19 protein-coding genes and 1 pseudogene are annotated in these 20,112 nt (G+C 69.0%); 2 read left to right on the top strand and 18 right to left on the bottom strand.

Going from position 1 to position 20,112, the window contains the following annotated elements; translation table 11 throughout:
• Positions 1-160: 160 nt before the first annotated feature.
• From dmpG to ACIBSV_RS42635, 11 genes are all read right to left on the bottom strand, one after another.
• Entirely contained in the window at positions 161-1,168 is a 1,008-nt protein-coding gene (gene dmpG / locus ACIBSV_RS42685; protein ID WP_395872882.1) for a 4-hydroxy-2-oxovalerate aldolase, read from the bottom strand.
• A complete protein-coding gene (locus ACIBSV_RS42680; protein WP_395872881.1) occupies positions 1,165-2,106 on the bottom strand; it encodes an acetaldehyde dehydrogenase (acetylating) in 942 nt (313 codons plus the stop codon). The genes dmpG and ACIBSV_RS42680 overlap by 4 nt, the downstream gene beginning before the upstream one ends.
• A gap of 117 nt (positions 2,107-2,223) precedes the next feature.
• On the bottom strand, positions 2,224-2,877 hold the full coding sequence (locus ACIBSV_RS42675; protein ID WP_395872880.1) for a TetR/AcrR family transcriptional regulator: 654 nt from the start codon (positions 2,875-2,877) through the stop codon (positions 2,224-2,226).
• A 121-nt stretch (positions 2,878-2,998) separates the two neighbouring features.
• On the bottom strand, positions 2,999-5,242 hold the full coding sequence (locus ACIBSV_RS42670; RefSeq protein ID WP_395872879.1) for an LLM class F420-dependent oxidoreductase: 2,244 nt from the start codon (positions 5,240-5,242) through the stop codon (positions 2,999-3,001).
• A complete protein-coding gene (gene hcaB / locus ACIBSV_RS42665; protein ID WP_395872878.1) occupies positions 5,239-6,090 on the bottom strand; it encodes a 3-(cis-5,6-dihydroxycyclohexa-1,3-dien-1-yl)propanoate dehydrogenase in 852 nt (283 codons plus the stop codon). The genes ACIBSV_RS42670 and hcaB overlap by 4 nt, the downstream gene beginning before the upstream one ends.
• A gap of 18 nt (positions 6,091-6,108) precedes the next feature.
• Positions 6,109-6,651, bottom strand: a complete 543-nt coding sequence (locus ACIBSV_RS42660) for a 3-phenylpropionate/cinnamic acid dioxygenase subunit beta (protein WP_395872877.1) — start codon at positions 6,649-6,651, stop codon at positions 6,109-6,111.
• Complete coding sequence (locus ACIBSV_RS42655; protein ID WP_395872876.1) at positions 6,648-7,985, bottom strand: SRPBCC family protein; 1,338 nt, start codon at positions 7,983-7,985, stop codon at positions 6,648-6,650. The genes ACIBSV_RS42660 and ACIBSV_RS42655 overlap by 4 nt, the downstream gene beginning before the upstream one ends.
• Positions 7,982-8,377: a non-heme iron oxygenase ferredoxin subunit gene (locus ACIBSV_RS42650; RefSeq protein ID WP_395872875.1), complete on the bottom strand. Its 396-nt coding sequence runs from the start codon at positions 8,375-8,377 to the stop codon at positions 7,982-7,984. The genes ACIBSV_RS42655 and ACIBSV_RS42650 overlap by 4 nt, the downstream gene beginning before the upstream one ends.
• 1 nt (position 8,378) lies before the next feature.
• The gene (locus ACIBSV_RS42645) at positions 8,379-9,236 is read right to left on the bottom strand and encodes a hypothetical protein (protein WP_395872874.1); all 858 of its coding nucleotides are present in this window, start codon (positions 9,234-9,236) and stop codon (positions 8,379-8,381) included.
• Positions 9,224-9,556 (bottom strand): hypothetical protein, encoded by a 333-nt coding sequence (locus ACIBSV_RS42640; RefSeq protein WP_395872873.1) that lies wholly within the window; start codon positions 9,554-9,556, stop codon positions 9,224-9,226. The genes ACIBSV_RS42645 and ACIBSV_RS42640 overlap by 13 nt, the downstream gene beginning before the upstream one ends.
• The gene (locus ACIBSV_RS42635) at positions 9,553-10,392 is read right to left on the bottom strand and encodes an alpha/beta fold hydrolase (RefSeq protein WP_395872872.1); all 840 of its coding nucleotides are present in this window, start codon (positions 10,390-10,392) and stop codon (positions 9,553-9,555) included. Before ACIBSV_RS42635 ends, ACIBSV_RS42640 begins: the two co-directional genes overlap by 4 nt.
• A gap of 180 nt (positions 10,393-10,572) precedes the next feature.
• Here ACIBSV_RS42635 and ACIBSV_RS42630 point away from each other — a divergent pair, with 180 nt between their 5' ends.
• On the top strand, positions 10,573-12,153 hold the full coding sequence (locus ACIBSV_RS42630; protein ID WP_395872871.1) for a class I adenylate-forming enzyme family protein: 1,581 nt from the start codon (positions 10,573-10,575) through the stop codon (positions 12,151-12,153).
• Positions 12,140-12,931, top strand: coding sequence for a 2-keto-4-pentenoate hydratase (locus tag ACIBSV_RS42625; protein WP_395872870.1), 792 nt, complete (start codon positions 12,140-12,142; stop codon positions 12,929-12,931). Before ACIBSV_RS42630 ends, ACIBSV_RS42625 begins: the two co-directional genes overlap by 14 nt.
• A gap of 178 nt (positions 12,932-13,109) precedes the next feature.
• On the opposite strand, the gene ACIBSV_RS42620 is transcribed toward ACIBSV_RS42625, so the two are convergent.
• The 7 genes and pseudogenes from ACIBSV_RS42620 to ACIBSV_RS42590 form a co-directional block, all read right to left on the bottom strand.
• Positions 13,110-14,369: an ABC transporter substrate-binding protein gene (locus ACIBSV_RS42620; RefSeq protein WP_395872869.1), complete on the bottom strand. Its 1,260-nt coding sequence runs from the start codon at positions 14,367-14,369 to the stop codon at positions 13,110-13,112.
• Between the two features lie 100 nt (positions 14,370-14,469).
• Positions 14,470-15,606 (bottom strand): branched-chain amino acid ABC transporter permease, encoded by a 1,137-nt coding sequence (locus tag ACIBSV_RS42615; RefSeq protein ID WP_395872868.1) that lies wholly within the window; start codon positions 15,604-15,606, stop codon positions 14,470-14,472.
• The gene (locus tag ACIBSV_RS42610) at positions 15,599-16,483 is read right to left on the bottom strand and encodes a branched-chain amino acid ABC transporter permease (protein ID WP_395872867.1); all 885 of its coding nucleotides are present in this window, start codon (positions 16,481-16,483) and stop codon (positions 15,599-15,601) included. The genes ACIBSV_RS42615 and ACIBSV_RS42610 overlap by 8 nt, the downstream gene beginning before the upstream one ends.
• Positions 16,480-17,298: an ABC transporter ATP-binding protein gene (locus tag ACIBSV_RS42605; RefSeq protein WP_395872866.1), complete on the bottom strand. Its 819-nt coding sequence runs from the start codon at positions 17,296-17,298 to the stop codon at positions 16,480-16,482. Before ACIBSV_RS42605 ends, ACIBSV_RS42610 begins: the two co-directional genes overlap by 4 nt.
• Positions 17,295-18,074: an ABC transporter ATP-binding protein gene (locus tag ACIBSV_RS42600; protein WP_395872865.1), complete on the bottom strand. Its 780-nt coding sequence runs from the start codon at positions 18,072-18,074 to the stop codon at positions 17,295-17,297. The genes ACIBSV_RS42605 and ACIBSV_RS42600 overlap by 4 nt, the downstream gene beginning before the upstream one ends.
• Positions 18,075-18,290: 216 nt before the next feature.
• Positions 18,291-18,899, bottom strand: a pseudogene (locus tag ACIBSV_RS42595) (GTP-binding protein).
• A 314-nt stretch (positions 18,900-19,213) separates the two neighbouring features.
• Complete coding sequence (locus ACIBSV_RS42590; RefSeq protein ID WP_395872864.1) at positions 19,214-20,005, bottom strand: aminotransferase class IV family protein; 792 nt, start codon at positions 20,003-20,005, stop codon at positions 19,214-19,216.
• Positions 20,006-20,112: the final 107 nt, after the last annotated feature.

Raw genomic sequence — 20,112 nt, 5'->3', positions numbered from 1 at the left:
CCACGCGCATCTGGCCCACCCGGCGCCAGCAAATCGCCGCCCTGCAACCCCGGTGCGGGCGGGGGGGGGGTTTCCCCCGCGCGGGTGGCGGGGGACAACCCCGAGGGTTCAACAGCATCACGCGATGCCGGGCTGTCCCTGTCCCGGCCGACCCGGGCCGCTACTCGTCGGCCGCGAGGAGATCCAGCGCGATATCGGTGATCATGTCCTCCTGACCGCCCACCAACGAACGTCGGCCGACCTCCACGAGAATGGCCCGGGTGTCCAGGCCGTGGCGTTGCGCCGCGGCCTCGGCGTGGCGAAGGAAGCTGGAGTACACCCCGGCGTACCCGAGAGTCAGGGTCTCGCGGTCCACCCGGACCGGCCGATCCTGGAGGGGCCGCACGATGTCGTCGGCGGCGTCCATGAGCGCGAAGAGATCGCACCCGTGCGTCCATTCCATGAGATCGGCCACCGCGATGAACGCCTCCAAGGGGCAATTCCCGGCGCCGGCGCCCTGGCCGGCCAGCGACGCGTCGATGCGTATGGCACCGTGCTCGGCGGCAACCACGGAGTTCGCGACCCCGAGCCCGAGGTTGTGGTGCGCGTGGATCCCGATCTGCGTCTCGGGAGACAACACGTCACGGTACGCCACGATCCGTTCCCGGACCTGCGTCATGGTGAGCCGGCCACCCGAGTCGGTCACATAGACGCACTCGGCGCCGTAGGACTCCATGAGTGCTGCCTGCCGGGCCAGTTCCGCGGGCTCGGCCATGTGGCTCATCATGAGGAACCCGGCGACGTCCATGTCCAGTTCACGCGCACCGTGAATATGTTGGGCGGAGATGTCGGCTTCGGTGCAGTGGGTCGCGATCCGCACGGATCGAATGCCGAGTCCATGTGCGCGTCGGAGGTCGTCGAGGGTTCCGATACCGGGTAGCAGGAGCGTGGTCGGTACGGCCCTGTCGATCGCGGAGACGACGGCCTCGATCCATTCCCAGTCGGTGTGGGCGCCCACACCGTAGTTCACGCTCGATCCCCCGATGCCGTCGCCGTGCGCGACCTCGATCGCGTGTACACCGGCCCTATCCAGCGTCGCTGCGATCCGGTGAGCCTGCTGCGTGCTGTAGCGGTGGCGGATGGCGTGCATGCCGTCCCGCAGGGTGACATCCTGGATGTACAGGTTCATCGCGTGCTCTCCCCACCCCGGCCGAGGCGCGCCGAGACGATCCGCTCGGCCGTACGCAGCGCCGCCGAGGTCATGATGTCGAGGTTTCCGGCATACGCCGGGAGGTAGTGGGCCGCGCCCTCCACCTCGAGGAAGACCGACACCTTGAGCGTTCCGCCCAAAGCGCGGACCGGATCGTCCACGGTGAGTTTTTCGAACTGGACCCGCTGCTTGAGGCGATAGCCGGGAACATACGCGTGGACCTGTTCCACCATCGTTTCGACCGCGTCGGCGACGACCCGCTCGTCACAGTCGTCCGTGACGCAGTAGACGGTGTCGCGCATGACCAGTGGTGGCTCCGCGGGGTTGAGCACGATGATCGCCTTGCCGCGGCGCGCCCCTCCCACGCGTTCGATCGCGTGCGCGGTGGTCTCGGTGAACTCGTCGATGTTCGCCCGGGTTCCGGGTCCCGCGGAACGCGACGCGATGGAGGCGACGATCTCGGCGTAGTGCACCGGCGTCACCGACGAGACCGCCGCGACCACGGGAATGGTGGCCTGTCCGCCGCACGTGACCATGTTGACGTTGGGCTCGTCCAGGTGATCCGAAAGGTTCACGGACGGGATCACGTACGGCCCGATCGCCGCCGGCGTGAGATCCACGACCGTGCGACCCAACGGCCGCAGGACCGCGTCGTGGTGCTTGTGCGCGCCGGCCGACGTGGCGTCGAAGACCAGGCCGATGTCGGCGAATTCGTCGAGGGCGGTCAATCCGTCGATTCCGTCGTGGGTCGTCGCGACCCCGAAGCGCCGAGCGCGGGCCAGGCCGTCCGATTCCGGGTCGACGCCCGCCATCGCCGCGACTTCGAGTGAGGAGGACAGCCGAAGGACTTTGATCATGAGGTCGGTCGCGATGTTGCCCGACCCCAGGATCCCGATCTTCGTCTTGACGTGCTGCATGGCGCTCCCATCTGGGCTTTGTCGTCTCGGTATAGACGAGGCGCAGGCCCGCGGGCCAAATGTTGTGCCATGGGATGGAACAGCGGGACCGCGAAGGCCCGGACTGCGACCGCGAGTTCAGTCGTTGGGATCGACGAGGCCGACGAGGTCGCAGAACGCGGCCGAGATCTCCTCCGCGGAGGACTCGCCGGGGCGGAACCACCAGTGCACCCAACTCATCATGCCGAGAATGCCCTCGCTGAGGATGCGGGTCGAGTGCTTGTCGGAGAGGACACCCTGCTTCTGTGCCGCCGACACGACGCGTTCGACGCGTTCGACGAACGCTCGCTCCTGCGCCCTGGCCTCACGGGCGACCGGCGCCGGGATCGCGCGGTATTCCTTCCAATAGACGGCGAAGGTGTGCTGGTTCACGACCAGGGTGGCGACGAAGGCGTGGATCACCCTGCGCAGTTGTTCCCGCGGCTCGTGGTCTCCCGACAACGCCTCGTCCAGGGCCTGGGTGAAGTCTCGATAGACCTGGCGAGCGATCTCGCTCATCAGATCCTCTTTGGAACCCACGTAGTGGTACAACGAGGGCTGGCTCATCCCGACGCGCGCGGCGATCTCCTTGGTCGTGCCACGGTCGAAGCCACTCGTGAAGAAGACCTCGGCGGCCACGTCGAGGATCTCGCGCCGCTTCCTCATCCAATCGTCGGTGGGACGACCCGCCGTCGAACGAGAGCCCTTGCGCGGAGTCGTCGCGGCTCGGCCGGGCGTGCGGTTCGTGGCCATCGATATGACTCCTCAACGTGTCGCTTCGGTCCTCACAGTGTAAGGAGGCGATCGTTCGATCAACCGATCGGGGTCGAGCCGTACACATGGCGCGAAAGGGCGGCGCGGGTGTGCACGCGGCCTACACATGGCCGTCCGACGGATCGCCGCCGGCCTCGGTATCGACGAGCGGGCCACGCGAGATTTCCCGGAACGCCTCGCGCGCGCCGCGCGAGTCGTCGACGGTCAGGGCGGCCCGAAGGCGCCCGTCCCGCCGCCACTGTGCGCTCCACGGCCCCTCGCCCGCAGGGTCACCACACCAGCTCAACCTGTCCTGCGCGGTGTGCCGCCCGACGTAGCGCAGTCGCCGCCCGAGTTGGTCCGACCAGAACATCGGGACGGGGTCGTAGGTCTGATCGGCGCCCAGGAGGTTGGCCGCGGCCACGCGGGCCGACGCGCACGCGTGGTCCCAGTGTTCGGTGCGCACACGGGCGCCGAACCGAGCCGACGGCCAGGACACGGCATCACCGATCGCGTACACGGACGGTCCGGCCGCCAGCCGCGCGTCCGCCACGACATCGCCGAACGGACCCAGGTCCACGGCGCTGTCCGCCAGCCAGGCCGTGGCCGGGCGGGCGCCGATGCCGACCACCACGACGTCGGCCTCGAGGAGTTCGCCGGACCGCAGCAGGACACCGCTCTCGTCGACGCGTTCGATGTCGGCGGCCAACGACAACGCGATCCCGGCACGCTCGTACCAGCGCTCCACGTGCCGACCGATCTCGGGAGGGAGGGCGGAGGCCAGCACGGTCGATGCCGCGTCGACCACCCGGACATCGCACCCGAGCGCCGCGGCGGCCGTGGCGACCTCTGCCCCGAGCCATCCGGCGCCGATCACCACCACGCGCCGCGCGGGTACGAGTGCCGCCTTGAGTCGTCGGGCGTCGTCCAGGGTCCGCAGTTCGAGCACCCGGGGAAGGCGGGACAGGCCGGGCAGTCGGCGTGGAGCGGACCCGGTCGCGATGATCAGGCCGTCGTAGTCCAGCGTTCGCGTCGCGCCTGTGTGGGTGTCCTGCACGTGCAGGCCGGCGTCGTCGAGGCGGAATGCCCGACGCGAGCGCAGGTGTTCGACGGCGAGATCGGCGAGGGCGGGTTTGAGCGCAGGGAAGTCCGCTCCGGGACTCAGGAATTCCTTCGACAGGGGCGGCCTGTCGTACGGCTCGTGCGCCTCCGCGCCGACGAGCGCTATCCGCCCCTCGTAGCCCCGTTCCCGCAGCGCAGCGGCGGCGGCGTGTCCGGCGACGCCGCCGCCCACGATCACCACGTGTCGTGGGCGCACCTTGGAGGCAACGCCCGCTCGCGTGTGCGCGTTCGAACGCGAAGGGGTGTCGGCCATCAGGTCGCGGAGCACTCCGAGTGTGCCCGAGCCGGCAGGATCGCCGGGCGTGGAGCACGCGAGCACGGCGATCTCGTCGACGTGGGGGCTGAATTCGGCGAGCCGCCGGCGAACGGTCCGGGCGTCGCCGAACACGCCGACGAGTTCCACGAGTGCGCGTGGGATCGCCGCCGCGAGCGACGTCGGGTGCGGTTTCGTGCGGGCGAACTCGACCACCTCCTCGAAGCCGGCCTCCGCGAACATTTCGGCGTACCCGGGGGCACCGAGGTACCCGACGAGCATGCGCCGCACCTGGTCGACGGAATCGGATATGACCCGCTCGTCCGAGGCCACGGCCACCGGCACCCAGGCGGCCACCCTGGGTCGGGCGCGGGCCAGTCGATCGCATTCGCGCCGAAGCACCTCCACGCGCTGCTCGGCCGCGCGAGGCGTCACCAGGCTCATCACGAACCGATCCGCGTGGGCCGCGGCCACCGCGATGGAGGCCGGCCCGAACGCCGCGATCGTCAACGACGAGGAGCGCGAGGGAAGTCTCATGCGGTATCCGCTCGTGCGCACGACCTTGCCCCGAACCTCGGCGGTCCCGGTCCGGGTGAACGCGGTGAGTGCGTGGGCGGACTCCCGCAGGGCGCCGACCGCTCCGCCGGTGGCTCGGCCGTGCCAGGATTCGACCACCGTGGGACTCGACGTACCGATCGCTATGCCCACCTGTCGTCCGGTGAGGTGGGCGACCGATGCCGCGCCCATCGCGACCATCATCGGGTCGCGGACCGCGACGGCGAGCGGCCCGACGGTCAAGCCGATGCGCCGCGTGCCCAGCCCGATCGAGGTGGCCAGGGCGAAGGCGTCGAACGTCGCCATCTCCCCTATCCAAAGCTCGTCGTAACCCAGTTCGTCCGCGTGCCTGGCGGTCTCCAAGGCCTCGGACGGGGGCCGGTCCTGCCAGAGTCCGAGCGAAACGGTCAGTCGGGGAAGCGGGATGCCGTTCACGTTCGCTCCTTGACGGTGTTGTCGCGACGACGTCCACCCCCACGCACGGCCAACCCCCCGTCGCTGGAAAGGGTGACGCCGGTGATGAACCGCGAGTCGGCGGCGTCGGCGAGCAGGACGTACAGTCCCGCGTGGTCTTCCGGGGTGCTGACGAAGCCCAAGGGGAGGGATCGCGCCGTTCTCTCCTGGAATCCCGGGACGCCCTGCAATCGGGTGTCCTGTTGATCGAAGACGTTCAGCCCGGACAGATTCGTCACGGTCGCGCCCGGGGCAATGGCGTTCACCCGGATCTCGGGGGCGAGTTCGAAGGCCAGCTGGCGCATGACACCGATCAGGGCGTGCTTGGAGGCGACGTAGAGGACCCCGCCGCCCCCGGCGTACGAGCTGCTCGACGACGCGGTGATGATCACGGATCCGCGCTGTCTTCGCAGCGCCGGCACCGCAGCACGGATCCCCTGCAGACTCCCCAACACGTTGGTGTCGAAGAGTTCGGCGAACCCGCGGCGCAGGTCCTCCGTGCTCATGTCGTCGAACCGCGCCGAGTAGTCGTAGATACCGGCGTTGGCCACGTAGGTGTCGAGACGGCCGAACGTCCGAAGGGTGCGCAGGACGGTCTCCTCATGGATGGACGGGTCGCGCACGTCCCCGTCCACGCACAGCACCTGGGCGCCGTGGACGCTCGCGAGGTCCTGCACCCGGTCGGCGTCGCGGTCGAGCACCGTCACACAGGCGCCTTCCGCAATGAAGCGGTCGACGACGGCGCGACCGATCCCGGAACCGCCTCCGGTCACCACGGCGACCTGTCCGTGCAGTCGGCCCCGTGCGACGGGGCCGGTGGATGCAACCATGGCAATACTCCGCTCGGGTCAGAAGAAGGTGTTGATGTTCTTCGCGGGCAGCGTCGCGTGGGCCAACACCACCCGCCGCCGCGCAACGCGAAGTGCGCCGTCGACGCGCCGGAGTCGGTCCTCACGGCGCCCGTAGAGCGTGGTCTCGTCACGGGACCATTGGCTGCGGTGGTTCACGAACACCGAACGCACGACCAGCTCGTCCGGGGTCGTTCCCGGGTCGACCTGGATGTTGGTGACGATGTGCAGGTGCCGGGTGGGAGGGTTCTCCGCCCACGCCGTCGGCGATCCGAAGCGGGCGACGCGCAGGGCGAGGTCGGCCTTGGTGTCGTCGAAGTAGGACATGCGCGCGGCGGCGTACGGGCCTTCGGCGTCGGTGCGGTTGCGGTTCTCCACGCCCGGGACCCAGTAGTGCGCGTCCTCGGTGAACAGGTCGAGCCATTCCGGATATCGCTCCTCGTCGAGAAGCAGCGCCTCGTGCGCGAGGAAGGCATGGACCTCCAGGATGGTGGCCGTACTCACGGTCGAGGGGGTGTCGACATCGTCGTGCGTGGCGCTCATCGCCCGTCTCCGATCGTCTCGTCGAGTTCCGCCCAGCTCTCGGCGCGCAGGAGCTGGGACCATCGGCGGTACAGGGCACGCTGATTCGCGTCGTTGACCTGCCCCTTGTACACCGCGCCCGGCAGCTCCGGGTGGTCGATGCGGCTGTCGAGCCCGAGCCCGTAGTAGAGGGGTTGCCGCCGGGTGACGACCCCGGCATTGGAACGTGTGGACAACTCCCAGTTCTCGCCGTCGTCCATCTCGAAGACGCCGGCGGGCGAGAAGGTGAGCATGGCGCCCTTGCGCCACGCGTCCTTGACCTCGGGGGGAGCGTTGCGGTTGACGAGCACCCAGGTATGGAGTTCGGTCTGCCCCGGTCCCTTGGGGATCCAGGTGCGGAACGTGTTCTGCCCGGGCAGGAAGGAGAAGTTCGGGAACACGTTCACCGAGCTGATCGAGCCGATCATCCGAGCGCGCAGCGGCCCGAGCCGATCGCGAAAGCTCGCCGCCTGTTCGTTCAGGTACGCGAGGACGCGCGGATCGTGCAGCGTGGCGGCGTTGCCGAGGCGGTCGAGGTTGAACTCCCAGCAGTGCCCGTTCACATTGACCTGGTAGCTCTCGGCGTCCGGGTGGCCGAGTTCCGGCACGGGGCGGTCGATGGTGACCTGGGCACCGGAGGCGTGCGTCCACCCCGCGTGCAGGGCGTCGCCCGCGAAGTTCTCCGCCGCGACCTTCCAGTTGCAGTCCAGGACGGACTTGATCGAGCCCGGCAGGAACTCCGTACCGCCCTCGTCGTTGTCGAGCATGACGTCCAGGTAGTACGTGAACTCGCCGAGGTAGGAGGCCAACGGCGGAGCCGACGGATCCAGGGTCGCGAAGATCAGCCCCTTGTACGTCTCGGTCCTGGCATGGGTCAGCCCCAGCCGTGAGCGGTCGAATCCCGGGGTCCGCTCGAACGCCTGGGCCTCGTGCATGCCCACCAGGGCGCCGTCGAGGCCGAAGGACCATCCGTGGTAGTTGCAGACGAAGCCGCGCGCGGTGCCCGCGTCGGCCGTACACACACGGTTCCCGCGGTGCGGGCAGCTGTTCAGGTAGGTGTTCACGCGGTTGTCGCGGCCGCGTACCACCAGGACGTTGTCCTCACCCATCCACGTGGTGACGAACGATCCGGGGCCGGGCAGTTGGGACTCGTGGGCCACGAACAGCCAGCATCGGGCGAAGATGCGTTCGAGCTCCAGGCGGTAGATCTGCGGGTCCCAGAACACCCTGCGGTCCAGCAGGCCCTGCTCCAGGTCGGTGAGCTCGAGGAAGTCGTCGACGGATGCCTCGGTCGGTGTGCCGGCAGGGGTGTTCACGATGTGCCTCCGTTGCCGCTCGTCCACTCGCCGTCGCGGGGCGGTACGTAGGCCACGACCACGCCGTCCTCCACCGCGACCGGATAGGTGGCCACGGGTTCGGTCGCCGGAAAACACAGGGCGCGGCCGGTCGGGACGTCGAACTCGGCCCAGTGCACGGGACAGACGACGCGGGTGCCTTCCAGGTCGCCCTCGGTCAGCGAGGCGAGCGAGTGCGTGCACGTGTCGGCGGTGACATGGAAAGTGCCCGCGATGTTGTACACAGCGAACGGGGCATGCTCGGCGACGACGACGCGCACCATCTCCCCGGGCGCGAGATCCCCGGCGGGGAGCAGGACGACTCGGATGTGCTCGGCGATGGGTGTTTCGCCGCGGAATTCACGGATGGACATGTCAGCGGCCTCCTGTCCTGAACGATGGCGTCGACGTCTGCGGCGTCAGCGAGGCGAAACCGAGGCCGGTGATCCATTCGGGCACCGGCTCGTAGGCGATCACGTCGCCGCGGAGCGGGCCGACGGCGGACATCGCGGCGATGAAGGTGCGGATCTCCAAGGCGCCGTTGCCCGCTCGCCGCTCCACGTCCGAGTCGTCGAGCGCGCACAGCGCGTCGATGTCCCCGTCGCAGACGAGCCGAAGCACGTGCCGGTCGAAGTCCGCGTTGATCTCGCCCATCCGGTCGGTCCCGACCCAATGACTGATGCCGCCGCTGCCTATGACGACGACGCGCGCGTCCTGGTCATAGGCCTCCACGGCGGCCCGCAGGGCCGCGCCCGCCGCGGCCGCCCGATGCAGCGGGAGCAACGGATCCACGCCACAGGCCAGATAGACGGGAATCAGCGGGAGTCCCAGCGAACGCCCCACGAGGTGATACGGGATCACCACCGAATGGTCCGCGGTGATCGACGGTGCCACCGCCCAGTCCACGCCGTTGTCGTGGCCGTGGCCGGCGATGTGCCGCGCGAGCCTGCGGTCGTCCGGAAGTTGCGCACGCGGCAGGCCGGGGAGACGCTCGACCGGGCCGTCGATGTCGCCGGTCGCGATCAGGAGCTGGGGCAGGCAGCCGGGACCGAAGAGTACGTAGTGGTCGGCCCCGAACACCACGAGTGTGGTCGGTCGAAGGCGTGCCACGTGACGTGCGATCTCCTCGTACGCCTGCAGAACCCGTGCGCGAACCGGGGCCGGCGGCGCGTCGGGGGCGGTGAACATCATCGGGTCGTGCGGCATCACGAAGCCGCCTACTACCGTTCCCATGGTCGGCCTTCCGCGCGTTCGGAGTCGTCTCGCAGTGTGTTGTCGCCTTCGTCGGCCGCGGGGTCCGGGCTCGGGCGGCGCAGTCGTTCGAGGTATTCCGCTGGTGGGAGTCCGGATACGAGCCAGAACCCCCACACGAGCATCGGGTTCACACCGGCGTCGAGCAGGGCTCGCACGTCGCGCGTGCGCACCGCCTCGGCCTCGGCTTCGCTCAACCGGTGGCGGCCGAGGAACCCGACCGCGTCCGCGGCGAACGAGGAGCGCCCCGCACGGCTCGTCCCCAACTCGTGCAGCACCTTCTCGAGTCCCTCGCGGCTCATGACAACCGCCGACTCACGAAGTCGCGTACGAGGCCGACGAATGCCCTGGGCCGTTCCAACTGCACCCAGTGACCGCATCCGCCGAAGACGTGCAGCTCGGCGTCCGGTATCGCCTTGGCCGAGCGCAACGCCAGGTCCAGCGGGATCACCGCGTCCTCGCGCCCGTGCACGATCAACGTCGGCTTGTCGATGGTGCGCAGCCGCTCCTCCGGCACGCCCTTGACCGGGGTGTCCACCCCGGCGGGCTCCGGGATCAGGCTTCGAAACGCCTCCTGGGCCCCCGGGACGGCGCTGGCCTCGTAGCGCTCGCGCACCATCTCCTCGGTGACCAGTGATCGGTCGTACGGGAACAGGCGAAGGATCCGCTCCATCTCTTCCAGGCCGGGCTCGTAGTACCAACCCGACCGCAGCCCCTCGGTCATGGTGAACGTGCCGCTGGGCGTGCCGAGCAGGACGAGCCCGTCCACCCGCGACGAGTCGCGAAGCGCCGCCGCCAGTGCCAGTCCCCCGCCGAAGCTGTTGCCGACCAGGAGTGCCGACCCGATGCCCAAGTGGTCCAGGAGGCCGAAGAGTTGAGCGACCCAGAGCTTGATGTCGTAGACCGTTCCGGGCTGGTGGGTCGAGCCTCCGAAGCCCGCGATGTCCGGTGCGATCACCCGGTGGTCCTTGGCGAGTTCGGGCAGCGTCTCGGACCAGTTCGACCACGCCGACACCCCCGGCCCCGAGCCGTGCAGCAGGACCACGGGCTGCCCGTCTCCGGCTTCGTGGAAGAGCGTCCGGTGCTCGGCGGCGACGATGGTGCGGCTTTGCACGGCGCCGCGGGCTTGTCGATTCAAGACCTTCTCCTCGTTCGATTGATCAATCGATAGATTCAAGGTAGCACCGGCGCCGATGATGGCAAGAGGGCAGCTCATATCGACTACATGGGTGAATCATCACGATCACATCACCGATCTTGTCATTCGATTGGTCAATCGATAGACAATGGCGAAAGAGACCGCTCCGAGGAGGATGCGATGTCGCCCCATCAGCAACCGATGCCCATCGGCAAGGGCCGGCGCGACTGCCGCACGATGGTCGACGCCCTGCGCGACGCCGTCGCCGTCGCGCCCGAACGCGTCGCCCTGCGGCACGGCGACCGGACGTTGACCTATGGGCAGTACGGCCGCTGCGTCGCCGGGCTGGCCCGGCTCCTCGGCGGCTTCGACGTGTCCGGCACCCGCGTGGCCCTCGTCCTGCCCAACGGGCCGGAGATGGCCGTGTGCGTCTTCGCCGGGCTCGCCGCGCAGGCGCAGGTCACCTTCATCAATCCCGCGTATCCGGCCCCGGCGATGCGGCCACTCCTCGACGACGCGGCGCCATCCGTCGTGATCACCACGGCGGAGGTGTCGGACACGGCGCGTGACCTCGCTGCGGAGTACGACATCCCGGTCCTGGAGTTCGGCACCGAAGGCCTCGCCCTGGACCTCTGGGCCGACGACACCACACTGTCGCTCGACGATCTCCGACGACCGTCGCCCGACCGACTCGCCACGCTCATGTACACGGGAGGCACGACCGGCATCCCCAAGGGGGTCGACCACACCCACGCGAACCTCCTGATGACGGTCCAGGCCATGGAAGCGTGCTGGCCGACCGATCCAGGCACCGAGACGTGGCTGACCGTGGCTCCGATGTTCCACATCTGGGGTCTACTGATGGGCGTCCTCAATCCCGTCTACGGTCGCGCCGAGGTGATCTCCTTCGCCCGCTTCGACCCGCCTGCGGTGGTCGAGTCGATGCACCGGTACGGCGTGAGCGTCTTCAGCGGAGGCCCCGCGGCGGTGTACGCGGGCCTGTTGTCCGCACCGCGACTGCGGACGGCCGATCTCTCGCGGCTGCGGGTCTGCCCCGGAGGTGGCTCGCCGTTCCCCCTCGAACTCCTGGCCCGGTGGCACCACGTCACGGGTGTGCCGGTGCGCGAGGCGTTCGGCATGACCGAACTGGCTCCCATCTCGTGCAACCCGTCGGCGTCGGAACCGCGGCCGGGATCGGTGGGCCTGCCCGCGCCGCTCGTGCAGATCCGGATCACCGACGCCCTGGATGCCGACGTGCCCGTCGGCGAGATCGGACAGGTGCTGGCCCGCGCGCCACACATGCTGCGCGGCTACCGGAACCGTCCCGAGGAGACGGCGCAGGCTCTGGCCGGGGGTTGGCTGCACACCGGCGACCTGGGGCGCTTCGACGAGGACGGCTACCTGCACATCGTCGACCGCATCAAGGACATGATCCTCGTCGGAGGCTTCAACGTGTATCCGCGCGAGATCGACGAGGTCCTGATGGCCCACCCGACCGTCGAGGAGTCCGTGACCATCGGCGTGGCGGACGAGCGCAAGGGCGAACGGCCCGTGACGTTCGTGGCGTTCGCCGAAGGCGCAGGTGAGGACATCGAAGAGTTGCATCGCCTGTGTCGGGACCAATTGCCGGCGTACAAGCGCCCGGCGGAGATCCTCGGGGTCGAGGCCATTCCGCACACGGCCGCGAACAAGGTGAATCGGCCACGTCTTCGCGAGATGTGGACGCAATCGCGGGCGGAGGGCCGTCATGAGACTGACTGAACACGAAGTGCGGGCGCTGGCCGAGCAGTTGTGGTCGCGTGAAAAGGACGGCAGACCCGGTCCGCCGCTGATCCGCGCCTATCCCGGACTCGACGTCGACGACGCCTACCGCGTCCAACGCGAGGGCATCGCGCTGCGGCGCGGGGAGTCCGGCGCACTGGTCGTGGGCCACAAGATCGGCGCCACCAGCCTGGTCGTGCAGGATCTGTTCGGCGTGGAGACCCCCGACTTCGGGCACCTCACGGACGACATGGTCGTGGACGACAACGCGAGGATCGACACCACGCCGTTGATAGCGCCGCGGGTCGAGGCGGAGATCGCCTTCCTCCTCGGCGCGTCCCTGCGCGGGCCCAAGATCTCGGTGCGCGACGTACTCACCGCCACCCATGCCGTGGTGCCGGCCCTGGAGATCATCGACACCCGCATCACCGACTGGGACATCGCCTTCGTCGACACGGTCGCCGACAATGGAAGCGCGGCCAAGGTCGTCCTGGGCGAGCGTTTCGTCCGGCCCGATGCCCTGGATCTGCGCACGGTCGGTGTCTTTCTGGAGATCAACGGCGTGGTCCGCGAGACGGGCGCCGGCGCGGCGTCACTGGGTCACCCGGCACACGCCGTGGCCTGGCTCGCCCGAGCTCTGGCCCGCTATGACGAAGGCCTCGACAAGGGCCACATCATCCTGTCCGGCTCGCTGACCGGCGCACCCCCGGTGGCCCCGGGAGACCGGGTGACCGCCTGCTTCGACCGCCTGGGTCCCGTCCGCTGCTCGTTCGGCTGACGACCGACCGCCCACGCGCCGTCGACGCGGATCGTACGCGAGCCCAGCCGTCCGGCACTGCCAAGCAGTGCCGGACGGCTGCGCGTTGCCCCGAACACCCGGGCCGTCCCGCCCGCCCCGATCCATCCTCCGGCCACGCACGGCGCGGCGGTGAACTTCCACCGCGCCGCGCGGCACCTCAACCGGCGAAACCCGCAGCCGTCTCCGAGCTGAAGGGCTCCTTGACCACGACGAGACCGCCCGGGACCTTGGCGTCGACGCGCGAGATGTAGGAGTTCGTGGTCGGGAACCGGCCGGCGTCGCTGAGGTTCATGACCGGCATGACGCCCGTTTCGACGGCGGTGAGCGAACGCACCGCCTTCATCAGACCTTCACGCGTCAGATCTCCGTTCTTGCAGGCGGCGTCCATGGCCTGGCCCAGCACGCCGGCGGCGGCGTAGCCATAGTTGACGAACGTCGTGGGCTTGCCGTCCGGGTAACTCTCTCCGTAGGTCCTGGCGATGTCCTGCGCTGCGACGCTCTTGCCCGCGAAGGGCTCGTACGAGGTGGTGACGTACAGGTTCGCGGCGAGCGTGGCGCCCACGGGAGTGCCCAGCAGCGCCGGATCGAAGCCGGGACCGTTCGCCAGGATGGGAACGTTCACCCCCGAACCGCCGGCCAGGCCCGCGATGGACGCCGTCTGGCGCGGACCCGCGCTCACCACGATCGCCTGCACCCCACCACCCGTTCGCAGTTCGTTGAACTGGGCGGTCAGATCGGTCGCGGTCGGGGCCACCTGGATCGGCTTGATCGTCAGACCGAGCTTGCCGGCCGCGTACTGCGCGCCGCGCAGCGCGTTCGAGCCGTACTCGCCCTCGAAGTACACGTGGCCGAGGGTGGCGCCCGGTTTGATCAGCTTCTGGTCGAGCAGGTATTGGATCCCGTTGATGGTGTCGCCCGGGTAGGAGGCCCCGACGATCACCAGGCTGTCCTTGTTCAACCATTCGGTCGAGAAGGTGGCGGGCAGGGTGATCGCCTTGGTGCTCGCCACCCGCGGTGCCAGTGCCGAGACCATCGGCGAACCCAGCAGCTGGACGAAGCCGAGGACCTTGGGTTCGAGCTCGGAGAACTGCGCCACCGAGGTCTGGACGTTGTAGGCGTGGTCGCGCATCTCCAGCTTCACCTGACGCCCGCAGATTCCACCGCCCGCGTTGCGTTGCTTGAAGTACAACTCGTTGCCCTGGACCATCGTTCTGCCGAGCGGTCCGAAGACGTTCGACAGGTCGCTGAGCGCGCCGACGGAAATGGTGGTGTCCGTGACCCCCGGACCGGTCTTCAGGGAACCGGAGGTGTCGGCGGAGGTGGCCTGCGGGCCGCGGGTGGAGCAGGCGGTGGCGAGGAGCACGAGCGTGCTCGCCACGAGGAGGCCGCGCAGGTGCGTGCGGGTACGGAAGAGCATGGGTTCCTGGCCTTTCGGGGGTATGCCGACCGGCGGCCGGTGAAATGCGGCCGCCGGGGCGGGAATGTGCGTGATGTGGCGACGCCCGGATGAACTGGTGTCACCTGCGATGGCCGCGCAGCCGCCTGCCGAGCGCGGCAAGGCCGCCGGGCTGCACGATGAGGACGAGCACGATCGCCGCGCCGAAGACGAAGCGGGAAAACATCGCCGCGTCCAAGCCGCCGGACCCCGCGGCCGCGAGGAACCCCAGCGATTCGCTGAAACGGTCGAGCAACAGCGGAAGACCGGTGACGAAGACCGCGCCGGCGACAGCGCCGCGGACCGACCCGAGACCTCCCAGGACCGCCATCGTGAGATAGGCGATCGACAGCTGAAGGGTGAAGTACTGCGGCACGACGAACTCGACCGCCAGGGCGGTGAGGACGCCGGCGGCCCCGGCGAACATCGACGAGTAGGCGAACACCGCTGCCTTGTAGCGACGCACCGGCACCCCCATCGACGCGGCGGCCGCGGGATTGTCGCGGATCAACTGGAGCGCGCGGCCGGGGCGGCCGCGGGCGACCCGGCTCGCGCACACCACGGCGACGACCAGTGCGGCCAGTGCCAGGTACCACAACCTCTCCCGGCCGCCGTACTGCACGCCCAGGACCCAGAAGTGCGGTTCCGCACCGCTCAGTTCGAAGCCGGGCCCGGACAGGACGGGCACCTCGCGCCCGTTGTACCCACCGGTCACGGCCTTGGCGTTCATCAGGACGTGCTCACCGATGAAGACCAGCGCGAGTGAGGCAACTCCCAGGTACAGGCCTTTCAGACGTGCCGACACGGGACTGAAGAACAGGCCCGCCAGCCCGGCGGCGCCGATCGCGACGAGCGCCGCGACCACGGTGGGCAACCCCAGGCCGGACACGCCCGCGGCATCCGGGTCGCCGGCGAGGTAGGCGTACGTGTAGGCACCCACGGCGACGAAGAAGGAGTGGGACAGCGAGAGTTGGCCCGCCGTGCCCACCAGCAGAGTGAGACCGATCGCGCCGATGGCCGCGGCCATGCCCAGGATGCCGATGATCAGCCACGAACCGTCCAGGTACAGCGGTACGGCCGACAGCGGCAACAGCGTCAGCCACGGCGCGATCCGCCGGATCCGCGAATCGGCGGCGCGGGCATGCCCCGGTGCCTGCGGCACGACCGGAACGACGGGCTTCGCGGGAGTGTTCACGAGGTGGGTGCCGGTGTCAGACACGATTCATCTCCCTGGATCCCAGCAGTCCGGACGGGCGCCACAACAAAACGAGGAGCATGACGGCGTAAGGGGCGACGCTGCCGAAGCCGTCGCCGAGGAAGTGCAGCGCGGCCGAATTGCCGTCGACGAGCGTCTGGGTCACGCCGACCACCAGCCCGCCGATCACGGCGCCCTCGAACGAGTCCAAGCCGCCGATGATGATCGCCGGAACGGCGTTCAGGGCGATCACGCCCGACGCGTGGTCAAGGCCCGGATTGGGGAACCCGGCGAGGAACACCCCCGCGACACAGGCCAGGGCGCCGCCGATGGCCCAGGAGGCGACGGCGACCTTGCGCTGGTCGATGCCCATCAGTGCGGCGGTCTGCGGGTCGTTGGCCGAGGCGCGCATCCGGATGCCGAAATCCGTCTTGTGGAAGACGAGGAAGAACACGGTGATGACGACGATTCCGGCGACGGCCGCGGCGATCCGGGCCAGGGGAAGCACCGTGCCCAGGAATTCGACGCGGCGATCGCCCCACGGATCGTGCATGGTGAGGACCCGGGAACCGATGCGTCGGGTGAGCTCGGTGGCCAGCAGGATGTCCGCGCCGATCGTGAGGATCGTCAGGACGAGGTGATCGTGGGTCCGCACCATGCCCGCCAGTTGTTGGACCAGGACGGCGCAGCCGGCGGCCGCGGCGATGCCCAGACCGACCGCGGGCAGGAAGCCGACACGGGGCGAACACTGGGCGACGATGTAGGCGCCGACCAACAGGATCGACCCGTGGGCGAGGTTGATGACCTTGGTGCCCTTGTAGGTCGCCACGAATCCCAGCGCGATCAGGGCGTAGATCGAGCCCATCGACAGCCCGAGGAAGAACAGTTGCAGGAGTTTCATGGTGTCGTTCCCCAGGGGGTTCGCGGGGTGCCGCTCGCACTCCGATTCGCTCGGCTGCTGCCGAGGTAGGCGGTGACGACCGCGTCCGATCGCCGGATTTGTGCCGGTGTCCCGTCGGCTATCCGGCGGCCGAAGTCCAAGACCGTGATGCGATCCGCGATGGCCATCACCAACGGCATGTCGTGCTCGACGAGCAGCACTGATATCCCCAGGGCGTCCCTGACGTCGAGCACCAGCCTGGCGATGTCCCATTTCTCGTGGGGCGGCATGCCCGCCGCCGGTTCGTCCAGGAGCAGGATCTCCGGCTCGCTGCACAGCGCCCGGGCGAGTTCGACCCGTTTGCGGTCACCGTACGCAAGTACTTCGGCCGGCATGCCGAGCTTGTCGCCCAGCCCGACGAACCCTGCGATCTCCACGACCCGTTCGCGGTGGGCGCGTTCCTCGCACCGGGCCCGCGGCAGGCCCAGCGACGTTGCGATGAATCCCGACCGCGTGAGCCGGTGCCGCGCGACCATGAGGTTGTCCAGGACCGTCTCGTGGCCGGAGAGGGCGATGTTCTGGAAGGCCCGCCCGACACCGCACCGCGCGATCTCGTGAGCCGGCAGTCGGGTCAGGTCGGTGTCCCCGAACAGGACCGATCCTGCGTCGGGACGATAGTGCCCGCTGATCACGTTGAAGCACGAGGACTTTCCCGCACCGTTGGGGCCGATCACCACGTGCACGGTGCCGGGCTCGACGGTGAGGCTCAGCTCGTCCAATGCCTTGATCCCGCCGAAGCTCAGCGAGATCCCCGCCAACCGCAGCGACGCGCTCATGACGACCACCGGGCCGGCGGCGTGCGGGCGGGACGGGTGCGGAGTTCCTCCGCCGAGCCCGAACCACCGAGGTAGAGCTGCTGGACGGCGTCGGTCGCGCGCAGGTGATCCGAAGTACCCGACAGCACCACGCGGCCCTGCTCCAGGACGTAGCCGCTGTCGGCGATCGCCAGCGCCATGGCGGCGTTCTGTTCGACGATGAGCACGCTGGTGCCGTTGTCCCGGATCGACGAGACGATCTCACCGATCTGCTCGACCGCCTTGGGCGCCAGGCCCAACGTCGGCTCGTCCAGCAGCAACAGGCGCGGCGCGCTCATCAGTCCCCGGGCGATGGCGAGCATTTGCTGCTCACCACCGGAGAGCAGCGCCGCCCGTTGGCGGCGGCGGTCGGACAGGACGCCGAACATCTCGTACGCCTCGTCGAGACGGTCCTGCGCACGCCCCTTGAGCGTGGCCGCGCCGGCCCGAAGGTTCTCCTCCACGGTGAGGTCGGCGAAGACGCGACGGCCCTCGGGTACGTGGGCGACACCGCGGCGGACCACGGCGGTGGGGCCGAGCCGCTGGATCTCGGCTTCCTCGAAGAGGATGCGGCCCTGCACCAGTCGTCCCGAGTCGAAACCCAGGACTCCGGAGACGGCCTTCATCAGAGTGGATTTTCCGGCTCCGTTGCCGCCGACAACCGCGGTGATCCGGCCCTGTTCGACCCGGATGTCGAGCGATCGGAGCGCCGGCGCGCTCTGCCCGTAGCGGACGCTGAGGCCCTGCACCTCAAGCATGATCACTGCCCTGCTTCCCGGCGACGAGTGGCTGTTGGGAACTGGGACATTAAGGTGAAGGCCGCCACGGGTAACCCGGCTGTTCCGCCCTGTGGCACGCGGCCTCGCGAGGCTGATCCGTACCGCCGGGCGCCCTTGCGGTGCGCCGGTGGGTCCGTGGGTGAGTGTCGACGAGAACGGCGGAATCTCGGCTGCGTACCACGGTTTCCCGCCTGGTCACCCCATCGGGTACGGTCGGCCCGTTCGTCTGCCGGCGATGATGTGCTCGACCAGCGTGACAACGGCGCGCTTGCCGAACTCGCGCGTGCGGGCGTCGCCCATCACCAACGGGACACGCGGGTCCAAGTCGAGCGCCTCGCCCACCTGCCGTGCGGTGAAGTCGCACACTCCGCCGAAGCAATTGACCGCGACCACGAACGGCGTGCCGCGGTTCTCGAAGTAGTCGACGGCGGGAGACGAATCCTCGAGTCTGCGGGTATCGGCCGGCACGACCGCGCCGAGTGCGCCGAGCGCCAACTCGTCCCACATGAACCGGAACCGGTCCTGGCCAGGAGCTCCGAAAAGGTAAGAGCACCAGCCCCCGCGCGAGCGTGATCCGACCGAAGTCCAGGGCGACGGTGGTCGTGGTCTTGCCCTCTACTCCGCTGAGGGTGTCCACACCATCGCTCGTGTATGTGATCGTCTCCTCGGTTCGGAGGGGGCGATGTCGCTGATGGCAGTGACCATGGTGATCTTCCCGGCGCCGAATCCGCCGGCGATCAGGATCTTGACCGCCACGGGTAGCCCATCGGCATCGAGATACGACTCAGCGTCTTCGAATTCCATCGAGCACGATAGTTGGTGCGATCGGCTGATGTCAGGCGACGTCGGGCTGGACGCCGACGCCCGTCGCGGGCATGCAACACGCCCCCCGAGCAGCTGCCTCCGGACGACACGGGCAGACCGTGATCTCGGCCACGTGGTGCTGCCTGGCCCGGACAGTCGGCCGGCCGCCCGGGTCAGGCATGTGGCTGCCCACCCGGAGGCCGGTCGGGCTGCGGCGGCCGGTTCGGCGCGAGCTGCACCGAACCCGAAGGGCCCTCACGCGATCGCGAGCAGCCCCAGGTGCCGCCGGACTGCAGCCGCAGGAATAGGAGGGCTCAGGGAGCGGTGAACGGCTCGGCGCTGAAGGCGCGATGCAACACGTCGAGGAAGGCGGGGGCCGCGGGTATCGCAACCGGACCGATGCGATGGACCGCCACGCCCGGCGTCCAGGAGTTCATGACCACCGCTCCGGACAACGACGGCAGATCATTGACCGTGATCTCCCGGTCGTACTGGGGGACTCCGAGTCGTCGCAGTTGCCGACGCAGGATGGCCATGGTGGTGCCGCCGAGCATGTCGGCCCTCGGCCACACCACTGCCGAGCCGTCCCAGAAGGCGAGATTCCAGATTGTGCCTTCGCTGAGCCGGCCCCTGCGGTCCAGGAACGCGGCGTCGTCGAAACCCTGCGCGACCGCTTCTCGAAGGTAATGCGTCTTGGCTACCTCCCCCACGTGTTTCACCGCAGGCAGTACGCGTTCGTACTCCACCGTCGCCAGGGACAGCGGGCCCGTGGGGCCGTTCGACGCCGCGGCGGTACGCACCAGCACCTCGGGCTTCACCTCGGGTCCGGCCACGGTGAACTCACCCGCCGGTGAGTACACCGTGGCCGTCATCGAAAGGTCGGAGGCGCCTGTCTTCAGCGCCGTGCGAAGGTAGGACCGCACCCGCTCTTCCGGAACGGTCTGGCCGAACAGCTTCAGCGAGGCGACGCGCAGGCGCTCCATGTGGAGGTCGAGGCCGCGAATGCGGTCCCCACGCACCTGCATGGCGGTGAAGTGGGCGAAGCCGGCAAAGGCAAGCGGCGTCAGATCCTTCGTACCGGCGGCGCGCCCGTTGCGCTGCGCCACGTACGGCGAGTGGTCGTCGCGGCCTTTGATCAGGGGAACGAGTGTCGCCCCACCGGTGGCAACTCCGGCGCCGATTACGGCGCGACGAGACAATGACATGATCTTGG

The organism is Embleya sp. NPDC050154 (assembly GCF_044460165.1).
Lineage (GTDB): Bacteria > Actinomycetota > Actinomycetes > Streptomycetales > Streptomycetaceae > Embleya.
The sequence above is the reverse complement of the archived record's forward strand: the minus strand, read 5'-3'. Positions and strand labels throughout refer to the sequence as shown.

Excerpts from the sequence above, each read along its gene's own strand:
- ACIBSV_RS42660 (WP_395872877.1), bottom strand. The coding sequence starts at position 6,651 with ATGAGCGCCACGCACGACGATGTCGACACCCCCTCGACCGTGAGTACG.
- ACIBSV_RS42625 (WP_395872870.1), top strand. The coding sequence starts at position 12,140 with ATGAGACTGACTGAACACGAAGTGCGGGCGCTGGCCGAGCAGTTGTGG.
- dmpG (WP_395872882.1), bottom strand. The coding sequence starts at position 1,168 with ATGAACCTGTACATCCAGGATGTCACCCTGCGGGACGGCATGCACGCC.
- hcaB (WP_395872878.1), bottom strand. The coding sequence starts at position 6,090 with ATGGTTGCATCCACCGGCCCCGTCGCACGGGGCCGACTGCACGGACAG.
- ACIBSV_RS42620 (WP_395872869.1), bottom strand. The coding sequence starts at position 14,369 with ATGCTCTTCCGTACCCGCACGCACCTGCGCGGCCTCCTCGTGGCGAGC.
- ACIBSV_RS42610 (WP_395872867.1), bottom strand. The coding sequence starts at position 16,483 with ATGAAACTCCTGCAACTGTTCTTCCTCGGGCTGTCGATGGGCTCGATC.
- ACIBSV_RS42630 (WP_395872871.1), top strand. The coding sequence starts at position 10,573 with ATGTCGCCCCATCAGCAACCGATGCCCATCGGCAAGGGCCGGCGCGAC.
- ACIBSV_RS42605 (WP_395872866.1), bottom strand. The coding sequence starts at position 17,298 with ATGAGCGCGTCGCTGCGGTTGGCGGGGATCTCGCTGAGCTTCGGCGGG.
- ACIBSV_RS42650 (WP_395872875.1), bottom strand. The coding sequence starts at position 8,377 with ATGTCCATCCGTGAATTCCGCGGCGAAACACCCATCGCCGAGCACATC.
- ACIBSV_RS42675 (WP_395872880.1), bottom strand. The coding sequence starts at position 2,877 with ATGGCCACGAACCGCACGCCCGGCCGAGCCGCGACGACTCCGCGCAAG.
- ACIBSV_RS42640 (WP_395872873.1), bottom strand. The coding sequence starts at position 9,556 with ATGAGCCGCGAGGGACTCGAGAAGGTGCTGCACGAGTTGGGGACGAGC.
- ACIBSV_RS42645 (WP_395872874.1), bottom strand. The coding sequence starts at position 9,236 with ATGGGAACGGTAGTAGGCGGCTTCGTGATGCCGCACGACCCGATGATG.
- ACIBSV_RS42600 (WP_395872865.1), bottom strand. The coding sequence starts at position 18,074 with ATGCTTGAGGTGCAGGGCCTCAGCGTCCGCTACGGGCAGAGCGCGCCG.
- ACIBSV_RS42680 (WP_395872881.1), bottom strand. The coding sequence starts at position 2,106 with ATGCAGCACGTCAAGACGAAGATCGGGATCCTGGGGTCGGGCAACATC.